This window comes from Curtobacterium sp. PhB146 (genome assembly GCF_004342995.1).
Classification (GTDB): Bacteria; Actinomycetota; Actinomycetes; order Actinomycetales; family Microbacteriaceae; genus Curtobacterium.
In genome coordinates, this window is the sequence record NZ_SMBN01000002.1 from 659,928 (window position 1) to 673,386 (window position 13,459).

General features: G+C 70.7%; 12 protein-coding genes. All 12 read left to right on the forward strand.

Going from position 1 to position 13,459, the window contains the following annotated elements; genetic code table 11:
• Window positions 1-159: 159 nt before the first annotated feature.
• The 12 genes from EDF33_RS11590 (at window position 160) to EDF33_RS11645 (ending at window position 13,269) form a co-directional block, all read left to right on the forward strand.
• Window positions 160-1,275 carry a mannose-1-phosphate guanylyltransferase gene (locus EDF33_RS11590; protein WP_123672266.1) on the forward strand — a complete coding sequence of 372 codons (1,116 nt, stop codon included), beginning with the start codon at window positions 160-162 and terminating at the stop codon, window positions 1,273-1,275.
• Between the two features lie 198 nt (window positions 1,276-1,473).
• Complete coding sequence (locus EDF33_RS11595; RefSeq protein WP_123292183.1) at window positions 1,474-2,538, forward strand: BMP family ABC transporter substrate-binding protein; 1,065 nt, start codon at window positions 1,474-1,476, stop codon at window positions 2,536-2,538.
• 138 nt (window positions 2,539-2,676) lie between these two features.
• Window positions 2,677-4,197 carry an ABC transporter ATP-binding protein gene (locus tag EDF33_RS11600; RefSeq protein WP_132100097.1) on the forward strand — a complete coding sequence of 507 codons (1,521 nt, stop codon included), beginning with the start codon at window positions 2,677-2,679 and terminating at the stop codon, window positions 4,195-4,197.
• 55 nt (window positions 4,198-4,252) lie between these two features.
• Complete coding sequence (locus tag EDF33_RS11605) at window positions 4,253-5,614, forward strand: ABC transporter permease (protein ID WP_173169379.1); 1,362 nt, start codon at window positions 4,253-4,255, stop codon at window positions 5,612-5,614.
• The gene (locus EDF33_RS11610; protein WP_123338926.1) at window positions 5,611-6,900 is read left to right on the forward strand and encodes an ABC transporter permease; all 1,290 of its coding nucleotides are present in this window, start codon (window positions 5,611-5,613) and stop codon (window positions 6,898-6,900) included. Before EDF33_RS11605 ends, EDF33_RS11610 begins: the two co-directional genes overlap by 4 nt.
• A 163-nt stretch (window positions 6,901-7,063) precedes the next feature.
• Window positions 7,064-7,462, forward strand: a complete 399-nt coding sequence (locus tag EDF33_RS11615; RefSeq protein ID WP_123339066.1) for a cytidine deaminase — start codon at window positions 7,064-7,066, stop codon at window positions 7,460-7,462.
• Window positions 7,463-7,467: 5 nt separating this feature from the next.
• Entirely contained in the window at window positions 7,468-8,766 is a 1,299-nt protein-coding gene (locus EDF33_RS11620; RefSeq protein WP_132100098.1) for a thymidine phosphorylase, read from the forward strand.
• A 120-nt stretch (window positions 8,767-8,886) separates the two neighbouring features.
• Window positions 8,887-9,999: an adenosine deaminase gene (locus tag EDF33_RS11625; protein ID WP_132100099.1), complete on the forward strand. Its 1,113-nt coding sequence runs from the start codon at window positions 8,887-8,889 to the stop codon at window positions 9,997-9,999.
• Between the two features lie 3 nt (window positions 10,000-10,002).
• Window positions 10,003-10,449, forward strand: coding sequence for a PTS sugar transporter subunit IIA (locus EDF33_RS11630; RefSeq protein WP_123938688.1), 447 nt, complete (start codon window positions 10,003-10,005; stop codon window positions 10,447-10,449).
• The gene (locus EDF33_RS11635; protein WP_123292189.1) at window positions 10,446-10,724 is read left to right on the forward strand and encodes a PTS sugar transporter subunit IIB; all 279 of its coding nucleotides are present in this window, start codon (window positions 10,446-10,448) and stop codon (window positions 10,722-10,724) included. The genes EDF33_RS11630 and EDF33_RS11635 overlap by 4 nt, the downstream gene beginning before the upstream one ends.
• 29 nt (window positions 10,725-10,753) lie before the next feature.
• A complete protein-coding gene (locus EDF33_RS11640) occupies window positions 10,754-11,596 on the forward strand; it encodes a purine-nucleoside phosphorylase (RefSeq protein ID WP_132100100.1) in 843 nt (280 codons plus the stop codon).
• Window positions 11,593-13,269, forward strand: coding sequence for a phospho-sugar mutase (locus EDF33_RS11645; protein WP_132100101.1), 1,677 nt, complete (start codon window positions 11,593-11,595; stop codon window positions 13,267-13,269). Before EDF33_RS11640 ends, EDF33_RS11645 begins: the two co-directional genes overlap by 4 nt.
• Window positions 13,270-13,459 lie beyond the last annotated feature (190 nt).

The following is a 13,459-nucleotide window of genomic DNA, read 5'->3' on the forward strand; positions in this document are numbered from 1 at the left end:
GACCCCGCGGGGCCGACGACGTGAACGGGGCGGAGGCGACGGGTGAACAACGCGACGCCGTCGCCGCGCGCACGCCGACGATGCCCTGCGGGAGCCCGCATGCGGGAATCGTGCGGAGACCACCCAGGATCCGCGCGGCAGGACCGGTACGGTGAGCGCGTGGCTGACGCTCTCGAAGACTTCTACGCGATCATCCCCGCAGGGGGCATCGGATCGCGCCTGTGGCCGCTGTCGCGCGCGGACGCACCCAAGTTCCTGCACGACCTGACCGGGTCCGGCACCTCGCTGCTCCGGCAGACCTGGGACCGGCTCGCCCCGCTCGCGGGCGAGCAGCGGATCATGGTCGTGACCGGACGGGCGCACCGCGTCGCCGTCGAGTCGCAACTGCCGGGGGTCGAGGACCACAACGTGGTGCTCGAGAGCGAACCGAAGGACTCCACAGCGGCCATCGGCCTCGCCGCGGCGATCCTCGTGCGGCGCGAACCCGACGTCGTCATCGGCTCCTTCGCCGCCGACCACGTCATCGGTGACGCCCGCGGCTTCCGCCGTTCGGTGCGCGAGGCCGTCGCCGTCGCCCGCGCCGGGTACATCACCACCATCGGCATCACGCCGACCGAGCCCGCGATCGGCTTCGGGTACATCCACGCGCACGGCGACACCCTGGACATCGAGGGCGCACCGACCGCGCACGCCGTCCGGTCGTTCGTCGAGAAGCCCGACCTGGACACCGCACGCTCGTACGTCGAACAGGGCACCTACCTGTGGAACGCGGGCATGTTCATCGCCCGCGCTGACGTGCTGCTCGAGGAGATCGGCCGGAACAACCCGACGCTGCTGGCCGGCATCAACGAGCTCGCGGACGCCTGGGACACCTCGGCCCGCGGTGCGGTCGTCGACGCGGTGTGGCCCACGCTCGAGAAGATCGCGATCGACTACACCGTCGCCGAGCCGGCCGCCGCGGCCGGACGCATGGCGGTCGTCCCCGGTGACTTCGACTGGGACGACGTCGGCGACTTCGCCTCGCTCGCCAAGCTGCAGTCCGGTGGTCGTCCGAACAACCTCGCCGTGCTCGGTGACGGCGCCCGGATCCTCGCCGACTCGTCGAGTGGCATCGTGATCTCGCACAGCCAGCGGCTCATCTCGCTCATCGGGGTCGAGGACATCGTCGTCGTGGACACCCCCGACGCGTTGCTCGTGACGACCAGCGCGAACGCGCAGCGGGTCAAGGGCGTCGTGGATGCGCTCAAGATCAGCGGCCGCGGCGACGTCCTGTAGCGCTCCACCGACAACCCCCTCGAACTGGGGGTCCGGGCGTGACCCCGGGTTACGGGCGCGTTTCGGCGCGGTCGCGATCCCGTAACTGATCCGTCCGGTGCTCAGAACGGGTCCTGTACCGGCCGGGCGGTCGTGTACTGTCGCCACGATCGCCCGGAACGCACGTGGTCCGGGCACGCTCCCCGGAGGAACCCACCCGTGACATCTCGTACCCGACGCGTCGTCCTCAGCGGCTTCGCGCTCCTCGGCACCGCCGCCGTCCTCGCAGGCTGCGCCTCGGCGCCGTCCGACACGACGACCGCCAAGAAGACCGACTTCCGCCCCTGCATGGTCTCCGACGCCGGTGGCTTCGACGACAAGTCGTTCAACCAGCTCGGCTACGAGGGCATGAAGGACGCCGCCAAGGACCTCGGTGCCACCTACAAGGAAGCCGAGTCGAAGGACGCCACCGTCTACGACTCGAACATCCAGCAGCTCATCGGCCAGAACTGCAACCTCGTCGTGACCGTCGGCTTCAACCTCGCCGACGCCACGAAGAAGCAGGCCGCGGCGAACCCCGACACCGACTTCGCGATCATCGACGACAGCTCGATCGACGCGAAGAACGTCAAGCCGATCACGTTCGACACCTCGCAGGCCGCGTTCCTCGCCGGCTACGCAGCGGCGTCCTACTCGAAGACCGGCGTCGTCGGCACCTTCGGTGGCATGCAGATCCCGACCGTCACCATCTTCATGGACGGCTTCGCGGACGGCGTGAAGTACTACAACGAGCAGAAGGACAAGGACGTCCAGGTCAAGGGCTGGAACGTCGACACCGGCAAGGGCTCCTTCACCGGTGGCTTCGAGGCCGGCACGCAGGCCAAGTCGGTCGCGCAGACGCTCCTCGACCAGGACGCCGACGTGATCCTGCCCGTCGGCGGTCCGATCTACCAGTCCGCTGCCGAGGCCATCAAGGACGCCGACAACGGCTCCGTCCTGATCGGTGCGGACAGCGACCTCTACGAGGCCGACCCGCGCTACAAGGACATCGCCTTCACCTCGGTCGAGAAGGGCATGCGCCCGGCCGTGAAGGACGTCGTCGAGCAGGCGGCCGACAAGAAGTTCTCGAAGACCCCGTACGTGGGCACGCTCGAGAACGAGGGCGTCGGCATCGCGCCGTTCCACGACTACGAGTCCAAGGTCGACAAGGGCCTGCAGGGCGAACTGGACGACATCAAGGCCGGCATCATCGACGGCTCGATCAAGGTCAAGACCCAGTCCTGACCCGACGAACGCGGGCGAGGGGCTTCCCTCGCCCGCGTTCTCGTGCGCCCGAGCGGTGCACGCGATACCGTGCGCCCGAGCGGTGCACGCGACCGTGCGCCCGCGTGGCGCACTCGAGACAGAAATAGACTCCCGAACATGAAGCTCGAACTCCGCGGCATCACCAAGCGGTTCGGCGCCCTGGTCGCCAACGACCACATCTCGCTCACCGTCGAGCCGGGTGAGGTCCACTGCCTCCTGGGTGAGAACGGCGCCGGCAAGTCCACCCTGATGAACGTCCTCTACGGCCTGTACGACGCCGACGAGGGCCAGATCCTGCTCGACGACGTGGTCCAGGACTTCGACGGCCCCGGTGACGCCATGCGCGCCGGCATCGGCATGGTGCACCAGCACTTCATGCTCGTCCCCGTCTTCACCGTCGCCGAGAACGTCATGCTCGGTCAGGAGCAGACCACCTTCGGCGGCCGGCTCGACCTGGCCGGCGCCCGCAAGCGGGTCAAGGAGATCTCCGACCGCTTCGGGTTCGACGTCGACCCCGACGCCAAGATCGAGGACCTGCCCGTCGGCGTACAGCAACGCGTCGAGATCATCAAGGCGCTCTCCCGCGACGCCTCCGTGCTGGTGTTCGACGAGCCGACGGCCGTCCTCACCCCGCAGGAGACCGACGAGCTGATGGGCATCATGCGGCAGCTCCGCGAGGCCGGCACCGCGATCGTCTTCATCACCCACAAGCTCCGCGAGGTCCGCGAGGTCGCCGACCGCATCACGGTGATCCGGCTCGGCAAGGTCGTCGGCGAGGCCTCGCCCGCGGCGACCAACAACGAACTGGCCGCGATGATGGTCGGCCGCGCCGTCTCCCTCGTCGTCGACAAGACGCCGTCGACCGGTGGCGAGGACGCCCTGGTCGTCGAGGGCCTCACCGTCACCGACCCGTCCGGCATCGTGCTCGTCGACGACGTGTCGTTCTCGGTCCGTCGCGGCGAGGTCCTGGCGATCGCCGGGGTGCAGGGCAACGGGCAGACCGAGTTGACCGAGGCGATCCTCGGTCTCGAGCCGGTCCACGCCGGCCGCATCACGCTGGACGGCAAGGAGCTCACCGGCCGCAGCGTCAAGCAGGTGCTCGACGCCGGCGTCGGGTTCGTCCCCGAGGACCGCAAGGAGGACGGCCTGGTCGGCGAGTTCACCATCGCGGAGAACCTCATGCTCGACCGGTCCGACCACGACCAGTTCGTCCGCGCCGGCACCATCCGTGCCGCCGAGCGCGATGCCTTCGCCGACGAGAAGATCGCCGAGTTCGACATCCGCACGCCGGGCCGCGCGACCGCTGCCGGTCGGCTGTCCGGCGGCAACCAGCAGAAGATCGTCCTCGCCCGGGAGCTCAGCCGCGAGCTCCGGCTGTTCGTCGCCGCGCAGCCCACGCGCGGCATCGACGTCGGGTCGATCGAGTTCGTGCACAAGCGCATCGTCGCCACCCGCGACACCGGTGTGCCCGTCATCGTCGTCTCCACCGAGCTCGACGAGGTCGTGGCACTGGCCGACCGCATCGCCGTCATGTACCGCGGCGGCATCGTCGGGATCGTGCCGGCGACCACCCCGCGAGACGTCCTCGGCCTCATGATGGCCGGCGAGATCCCAGAAGGAACGGAGTTGGCCGCATGACCGGTTCGGCCGGCGAGATCCAAGCCACATCCACGACCGGAACGGAGCTGGCAGCGTGACCGCGCAGGACCCAGACAACACGCAGCCCACCGCCGGCACCGAGGCAGACGCCCCGCTCACCGACGACCGCCTGCAGGAGGCCCCGGAGACCCCGCACCTGATGACGGACTCGGCGGACGACACCGAGCGCCGCAACGGCGCCCCCGGCACCGACCGCTGGCACGCCGCGATGCAGAGCATCCTGAACGGCTCCGTGCTCGTCACGGTCCTCGCGGTCGTCCTTGCCCTCGTCGCCTGCGGCATCCTCATCGCCCTGACCGACGAGAACGTCCGCGCCACGGCCGGCTACTTCTTCGCCCGTCCCGCCGACATGCTCCAGGCCATCGGCACCGCGGTCGGCGGCGCCTACGCCTCGCTGTTCCAGGGCTCGGTGGTCAACTTCGGCGCCACCAGCTTCCAGCAGGCGATCGCCCCGCTCACCCGGTCGATCGACTACGCGGTGCCGCTCGTCGTCGCCGGCCTCGGGATCGCGTTGTCCTTCCGCGCCGGGCTGTTCAACATCGGCGGCCAGGGCCAGATCCTGATGGGGGCCGCGGCCGCCGGCTGGGTCGGGTTCTCGTTCGACGGACCCGCCGCGATCCACATCCCGCTCACGATCGTCGCCGGCATCGTCGGCGGTGCGGTCTGGGGAGGGATCGTCGGTGTCCTCAAGGCGCGCACGGGTGCGAACGAGGTGGTCGTCACGATCATGCTCAACTACGTCGCGCTCTACCTGGTCAGCTACCTGCTCCGAACCCCCGGTCTGCTCCAGGCTCCGGGCAGCAGCAACCCGATCTCCCCGGCAACGAAGGACAGCGCCCTGCTGCCGCAGCTGTTCGGCGTGCGGTACGGCGTGGACCTCGGCTTCATCGTCGCGATCATCGCCGTGGTCGTGGTCTGGTGGCTCGTCAACAAGTCGTCGCTCGGCTTCCGGTTCCGCACCATCGGTGAGAACCCCCGCGCCGCCCGCGTCGCCGGCATGAGCGTGCCGGCACTGACGATCTGGGTGATGGTCATCTCCGGTGCCCTCGTCGGCATCGCCGGTGCCTACCAGGTGCAGGGTGCGGTCACGACGGGCTTCACCTCGGGCATCGACGCCGGCATCGGCTTCGACGCGATCACCGTCGCGCTCCTCGGCCGCTCGAAGCCGTGGGGCGTGTTCTGGGCCGCGATCCTGTTCGGCGTGCTCAAGAACGGCGGCTACGCCATGCAGGCCGCCAACGGCATCCCGATCGACATCGTCGGTGTCATCCAGGCCCTCATCGTCCTGTTCATCGCGGCGCCGCCGCTCGTCCGCGCGATCTTCCGGATCCCGCAGCCGGGAGCCCGCCAGCGCACGAAGACGAGCAAGAACAGCAAGAAGGCGGTCGCCGCGTGAGTACCCTCAGCCCCACCGCGGCGCCCGCGTCGCCCCTGTCCGACCGTCCGGTCGAGACGACCCGCAGCTGGAAGCTCCCGATCGGGTACGCCGTGTTCACGCTGCTCGCGGTCGTGTTCTTCGTCCTGCTCAGCCGTGCCGGCACGACCACCTTCCGGCTCGCGAACGCCGGCGACTTCGTCGCGCTGCCGAACGTCCCGCTGTCGGCGGCACCGACCGGCTACGTCGTGGTCGTGCTCCTGGCGATCGCCACGGTCTACGCCTTCGTCGAGGTCCGCGCGTACCGGCACGTCCCGCTCTGGGTCACGTCGGTCTTCGCCATCGTCTTCGTCGTCGGCTTCCTGACGTGGGCAGCGGCCGGCGCCACGATCCCGCTGCCCGGCCTGCTGGTCGGCGCACTCGGGCTGAGCGTCCCGCTCGTGTTCGGTGCCCTCGGCGGCGTCATCTCCGAGCGGGTCGGCGTGGTCAACATCGCCATCGAGGGCCAATTCCTCGCGGGTGCGTTCACCTCGGCGCTCATCGCGTCGCTCACCGGCTCCGCGTGGGTCGGGCTCGTCGGCGCGCTCGTCGCCGGTGTGCTCGTCTCGTTCATCCTGGCCGCGTTCAGCATCAAGTACCTCGTCGACCAGGTCATCGTCGGTGTCGTCATCAACGCCCTCATCTCGGGGCTGACCGGCTTCCTGTACTCGCAGGTGCTGTCCCCGAACGAGACCACGCTCAACGTCGGCGTCCGGTTCCCGAAGTTCGAGATCCCGCTGCTCCACCAGATCCCGGTCATCGGTCCGGTGTTCTTCGAGCAGAGCGTCATCGTCTACCTGGCGTACGTGGCCGTCGCGGTCGTCACCTTCGGCCTGTTCAAGACCCGCTGGGGCCTGCGCCTCCGCGCGGTCGGCGAGCACCCGCAGGCGGCCGACACGGTGGGCATCAACGTCACGAGCACCCGGTTCTGGAACGTGTCGCTCGCCGGCGCGATCGCCGGCCTCGGTGGTGCGTACTTCACGCTCGACGCGGTCGGGCCGTTCACGAAGGACATGACGGCCGGCGCCGGCTACATCGCCCTGGCCGCCGTCATCTTCGGTCGCTGGGACCCGATCAAGGCCACGCTGGCGGCGCTGCTGTTCGGCTTCGCGTCGAACCTGCAGAACACGCTCGGGGCGATCGACTCGCCCGTGCCGAGCGAGTTCCTGCTGATGCTGCCGTACGTGGTGACGATCTTCGCGGTGGCCGGCCTGGTCGGACAGTCGCGCGGCCCCGCCGCGTCCGGCAAGCCCTACATCAAGAGCTGACGGCCAGGAGGCACGGCACATGACCGAAACGCACGCTGCGGACGACGGCACGGCCGCGTCCACCGGCGCGATCGCCTGGACCGACCCGGCCACGGCCCTGCGCGCGGGAGGCGGCGACACCGCCGCCGACGGGGCGGACGCAACCACGGGCCTCCCGGCCGACGTGGACTGGGGCGCTCTCCGCGACGCCGCCACGGCCGCGATGCGGCGTGCCTACGCGCCGTACTCGTCGTTCCCGGTGGGCGCCGCGGCGCTCACCGACGACGGCCGGATCGTCTCCGGCTGCAACGTCGAGAACGCGAGCTACGGGGTGACGCTCTGCGCGGAGTGCTCGCTCGTGTCGCAGCTGCACATGACCGGCGGCGGCAAGCTCGTCGCGTTCACGTGCGTCGACGGCGACGGGGCGACCCTCATGCCGTGCGGCCGCTGCCGCCAGCTGCTGTTCGAGCACTCGACCGAGGGCATGCTCCTCGAGACGGTCTCCGGCATCCGCACCATCGACGAGGTCCTGCCCGACGCGTTCGGGCCGCGCACCCTCGCCACCTACCAACAGGAGCACTGATCCCAATGGCCGTCGAGCCGTTCGACACCGTCGACCTCATCCGCACGAAGCGATCCGGTGGCGCCCTGAGCACCGCCGAGGTCGACTGGCTCGTCGACGCGTACACACGCGGCTACGTCGAGGACCCGCAGATGGCCGCGATGGCGATGGCGATCTTCCTGAACGGGATGGAGCGGCGCGAGGTCAAGGACCTCACGCTCGCGATGATCGCGTCCGGGGAGCGGATGTCGTTCGGGTCGCTCGGCAAGACGACCGTCGACAAGCACTCCACGGGCGGGGTCGGCGACAAGATCACGCTGCCGCTCGCACCGCTGGTGGCGTCGTTCGGCGTCGCGGTGCCGCAGCTGTCCGGCCGTGGCCTCGGCCACACCGGCGGGACGCTCGACAAGCTCGAGTCGATCCCCGGGTGGCAGGCTGCGCTGTCGAACGACCGGATGATGGAGATCCTGTCCGACGTCGGTGCGGTCATCTGCGCCGCCGGCTCGGGTCTCGCACCGGCCGACAAGAAGCTGTACGCCCTGCGCGACATCACCGGCACCGTCGAGTGCATCCCGCTCATCGCGTCGAGCATCATGTCGAAGAAGATCGCCGAGGGCACCGGTGCGCTCGTGCTCGACGTGAAGTTCGGCTCCGGTGCGTTCATGCCGACGTACGAGGCGTCGCGCGAGCTCGCGCAGACGATGGTCGACCTCGGGAACGACGCCGGGGTGAAGACCTCGGCGCTGCTGACCGACATGGAGGTCCCGCTCGGCCTGACGATCGGCAACGCACTCGAGGTGCGGGAGTCGGTCGAGGTGCTTGCGGGCGGCGGTCCGGCCGACGTCGTGGAGCTGACCGTGGCACTGGCCTCGGAGATGCTGACGCTCGCCGGGATGCCGGACGCCGATCCTGCGGCTGCACTGGCCGACGGCCGGGCGATGGACACCTGGCGTCGGATGATCTCCGCGCAGGGTGGGGACCCCTCCGCCGCGCTGCCGGTCGCCCGCGAGCAGCACGTCGTCACGGCGCCGTCGTCCGGTGTGCTGGCGCAGCAGGACGCCCTGCCGTTCGGCGTCTCGGCCTGGCGCCTCGGTGCCGGTCGTGCCCGCGCGCAGGACCCGGTGCAGGCCGGGGCGGGCATCGAGCTGCACGTCAAGCCCGGTGACACCGTGACCGAGGGGCAGCCGCTCTGGACGCTGCACACCGACGACGCGTCGCGGATCCCGCGGGCGCTCGAGTCGCTCGAGGGTGCGTGGTCGATCGGCTCGTCCGACGCAGCCGTGGCGGCCCGCGGGCCGATCGTGCGGGAGCGCATCGCGGGCTGAACGCGACCGTCCGACCGGCTGGAGGCTCTCCGCACACGTGTGGAGAGCCTCCAGTCTGTGCACGGGTCTGTTGTGCACAGGTGCCTGCGCGCGGTCGCTGACCACCGATAGCCTGGTCGCATGAGCGCCGACGCCCCGACCTACCGCCTGCCCGACGCCGGAGCGGTCATCAACGACCTGCCGAAGGTCTCGCTGCACGACCACCTCGACGGCGGCCTGCGCCCCGCGACGATCGTCGAGCTTGCCGGTGCCGCGGGCGTCACGCTGCCGACCACCGACCCGTCCGAGCTCGGGCAGTGGTTCGCCGACCAGTCGAACTCGGGCTCGCTCGTCGAGTACCTGAAGACGTTCGACGTCACCATCTCGGTCATGCAGACGGCTCCGCAGCTGCACCGCGTCGCGAAGGAGTTCGTCGAGGACCTGGTCGCCGACGGCGTCGTGTACGGCGAGGTCCGCTGGGCGCCGGAGCAGCACCTGCAGGGCGGCCTGACCCTCGACGAGACGGTCGAGGCCGTCCAGGCCGGCATCGAGGAAGCGGTCGACGCCGCTGGCGGCAGCATCCGGGTCGGCCAGCTCGTCACCGCGATGCGCCACGCCGACCGCTCGCTCGAGATCGCCGAGCTCGCCGTCCGGCACCGTGACAACGGGGTCGTCGGCTTCGACATCGCCGGTGCCGAAGCCGGGTTCCCGGCGTCGAACCACCGTGCCGCGTTCGACCACCTCGCATCCGAGCTGTTCCCCGTCACCGTCCACGCGGGCGAAGCCGACGGACTCGCCTCGATCCGGTCCGCGCTCGTCGACGGCCGCGCGCTGCGCCTCGGGCACGGCGTCCGGATCTTCGAGGACGTCACCCTCTCCGACGCCGGTGACGGCTCGACGCTGGCCTCCCTCGGCGAGGTCGCGTCGTGGGTCCGCGACCGCGAGATCCCGCTCGAGGTCTCGCCGTCCTCCAACCTGCAGACCGGTGCGATCGCGGCCTGGGGGGACGACCTCGCCGACCACCCCTTCGACGTGCTCTACCAGCTCGGCTTCCGGGTCACGGTGAACACCGACAACCGCCTGATGAGCGGGACGTCGCTGTCGAAGGAGCTCGCACTGCTCGCCGGCACGTTCGGCTACGACCTCGACGACCTGGCGGCGTTCCAGATCAACGCGGCGCTCGGTTCCTTCCTGCCGCTCGAGGACCGCGAGGAGATCATCGCGACCATCACCTCCGGGTACTCGGAGGCCTGACGCATGGGACTGCCGCCGCTGCCGGACGCCGCCGTCCTCCTCGGGGCCACCGCGCCCACCTGGCGTGACGCGATGCGCCTGGCCGGCGGCGCGCTCGTCGCGTCCGGAGCCGCGACCGACGAGTACACGGACGCCATGATCGGCATGGTCGAGGAACACGGGCCGTACATCGTGATCTCCCCGGGTCTGGCGTTCGCGCACGCCCGACCAGGTGGCGCAGTCCTGCGCGACGGGCTCGCCGTGGTGACCCTCGAGACACCGGTCGCGTTCGGCCACCCGCACAACGACCCGGTCCGTGTGGTCCTGGGGCTCGCGGTCGCCGGGGTCGGCACGCACCTCGAGTCCATCGGTGAGATCGCGAACCTGTTCAACGACCAGGCCGTCACGGGGCGGATCGCCGACGCGACGACGGCGGACGAGGTCCGCACGATCATGGGGGTGTCCGCGTGAAGATCGTGACCATCTGCGGCGCGGGCATCGGCTCGAGCGGGATCCTCAAGGTGAACGCCGAGAAGGCGTTGTCGGCCCTCGGCCTGCAGGCATCGGTCGTCGCAGCCGACGTGGCCTCGGTGCGCGACGTGTCCGACGACGCCAACGTGATCCTCACCAGCCAGGAGTTCGTCGAGGCGATCGGCGACACCTACGCCGAGGTCATCGTGATCCGGAACCACTTCGACCAGGGCGAGATCACGGCGGCGGTGGACCGGGCGCTCGGCGAGCACTGAGGGCATTGTCCGCCCTTTAGAGTTGGGTCATGAGCACCGAGAACCCGCTGAACGACCCCGCTGCCGACCCGTTCGAGGTCGCGCGGGACGCCGCCGCCGTCATCGCCGCGAAGTCCGGCATCGAGCGGCACGACATCGCCCTGACCCTCGGCTCGGGCTGGGGCAAGGCCGCCGACATCATCGGTGAGACCGTGTCCGAGATCCCGGCGGACCAGGTCCCCGGGTTCAGCGCCTCGGCCGTGCCCGGACACTCCGGCACCATCCGGTCGATCCGCCTCGCCGACGGCCGCCACGCGCTCGTCATCGGCGCACGCACGCACTACTACGAGGGCCACGGCGTCCGCCGGGTCGTGCACAGCGTCCGCACCGCCGCGGCCACGGGCGCCACGGTCATGGTGCTGACGAACGGTGCCGGTGGCATCAAGGAGCACTGGACGCCCGGCACGCCCGTGCTCATCAGCGACCACATCAACCTGACCGCCGACAGCCCGCTCGAGGGCGCGACGTTCATCGACCTCACCGACCTGTACTCGTCCCGGCTGCGTGACGTGGCGCGGTCGGTCGACCCGTCCCTGGACGAGGGCGTCTACACGCAGTTCCGCGGCCCGCACTACGAGACCCCCGCAGAGGTCCAGATGGCCAAGGCCATCGGCGGACACATCGTCGGCATGTCCACCGCGCTCGAGGCCATCGCCGCTCGCCAGGCCGGCATGGAGATCCTCGGGTTCTCGCTCATCACGAACCTCGCCGCCGGCATCCAGAAGACGCCGCTGTCGCACACCGAGGTGCTCGAGGCCGGCAAGCAGGCCGAGCCCGTGATCGCGGACCTGCTCGCCCGCGTGGTGACCGCCCTCGGGCAGCCGGCGTCGTGAAGATCGACCTCGACCACGTGCTCGGGACCGCTCGGTCCTGGCTCGCGCAGGACCCGGATCCGCAGACCCGCGACGAGCTGGCCGCCGCGATCGACGCCGCGTCCGACGGCTCCGGTCCGGCTGTGCAGGCCCTGGCCGTGCGGTTCGGCGGCCGGCTGCAGTTCGGTACTGCCGGACTCCGCGCCGAGCTCGGCTACGGCCCGCTCCGCATGAACCGGGTCGTCGTGTCGCAGGCCGCTGCCGGTCTCGCACGCTTCCTGATCGACACAGGCCGGTCGCGCAGCGTCGTGATCGGCTACGACGGCCGGGTGAACTCCGACGTCTTCGCGCGCGACTCCGCCGAGGTCATACGCGGCCTCGGGCTCGAGGTCACGCTGCTGCCGGTCGCCCTGCCCACACCGGTGCTCGCGTTCGCCGTGCGGCACCTCGACGTCGGCGCCGGGGTGATGGTCACCGCGAGCCACAACCCGCCCCGCGACAACGGGTACAAGGTCTACCTCGGACAGGACGACGACGGGTCGCAGATCGTGCCGCCGGTCGACGGCTCGATCGCTGCGGCCATCGAAGCCGTCGCTGCCGGGTCGATCACGGACCTGCCCCGGGGCACCGACTACACCGTCGCGTCGTCGGCGCTGCTCGATGCCTACGTGGCCGCGACGGCCGCCATCGTGCCGACCCCGACCCTGGCGCCGCAGGAGCAGCCGACGGTCGTGTACACGGCGATGCACGGTGTCGGGTGGGAGACCGCACGCGCGGTGTTCGCCGCCGCCGGGTTCGCGTCGCCCGCGGTCGTGCCGGAGCAGATCGAGCCGGACGGTGCGTTCCCGACCGTGTCGTTCCCGAACCCGGAAGAGCCCGGCGCGATGGACCTGGCGATCGCCCGCGGGCTCGCCGTCGGCGCAGACCTCGTCATCGCGAACGACCCCGACGCCGACCGGCTCGCGCTCGCGATCCCGGCGGTCTCCGACTCCGGGGACCCGACCTACCGCCGCCTGTCCGGCAACGAGGTCGGGTGGCTGCTCGGGTGGCAGGCTGCCGTCCGTGCGTCGGAGACCGGCGCCACGGGCACCCTCGCAGCGTCGATCGTCTCGTCGCCGGCGCTGGCCCGCGTCGCCGCCCGCCACGGTCTGGAGTACCGCGACACCCTGACCGGCTTCAAGTGGGTCTCGCGGGTTCCCGGGCTGCTCTTCGGGTACGAAGAAGCTCTCGGCTACCTGGTGGACCCGTCGGTCGTGCGCGACAAGGACGGCATCTCGGCGGCACTGTCGCTGCTGTCGTTGGCGTCGGACCTCGCCGCTGCCGGATCGTCGATCGCCGGGCAGCTCGACGCCTTCGCCGCCGAGTTCGGGGCGTTCGCGTCGGGGCAGGTCGCGACCCGCGTGGACGACCTGTCCCGCATCGGCGAGATCATGGCCTCGCTCCGGTCCGCGCCGCCGTCGTCGCTCGGCGGCCTGGACGTCCTCGCCGTGACGGACTACGTCGACGGGGTGGAGGGCTTCCCGCCGTCGGACATCCTGCGGTACGACCTGACCGGTGACGCGCGGGTGATCGTCCGCCCGAGCGGCACCGAGCCCAAGGTCAAGGTCTACATCGACACCGTCGCCGAGACCCCCGCCGAGGCCCAGCGCCTCGTCGACGCCCTCGCGGCGTCCGTCCGCCCCTTGGTCTCGTAGCGCCGCCGCCCGCCGCCCCCCTCGTTCGCGTCGCGCCCCGGTAGCGCTCGTTCGTGTTGCGCCCCGCTGCGGGCATCGCGCCCCGACTCTTCGGGGCGCGATGCCTGCAAGCGGGTGCGCTGCCCCGTGGCCTGTCCACAGATCGCGCAGACCCCGCTCGCGACGGACCGGGCGTCGCGATCATCGGAGC

Bases quoted from the DNA above. Each gene is read 5' to 3' on its own strand.
- EDF33_RS11600 (WP_132100097.1), top strand. From the start codon at position 2,677: ATGAAGCTCGAACTCCGCGGCATCACCAAGCGGTTCGGCGCCCTGGTC.
- EDF33_RS11620 (WP_132100098.1), top strand. From the start codon at position 7,468: ATGGCCGTCGAGCCGTTCGACACCGTCGACCTCATCCGCACGAAGCGA.
- EDF33_RS11625 (WP_132100099.1), top strand. From the start codon at position 8,887: ATGAGCGCCGACGCCCCGACCTACCGCCTGCCCGACGCCGGAGCGGTC.
- EDF33_RS11630 (WP_123938688.1), top strand. From the start codon at position 10,003: ATGGGACTGCCGCCGCTGCCGGACGCCGCCGTCCTCCTCGGGGCCACC.
- EDF33_RS11640 (WP_132100100.1), top strand. From the start codon at position 10,754: ATGAGCACCGAGAACCCGCTGAACGACCCCGCTGCCGACCCGTTCGAG.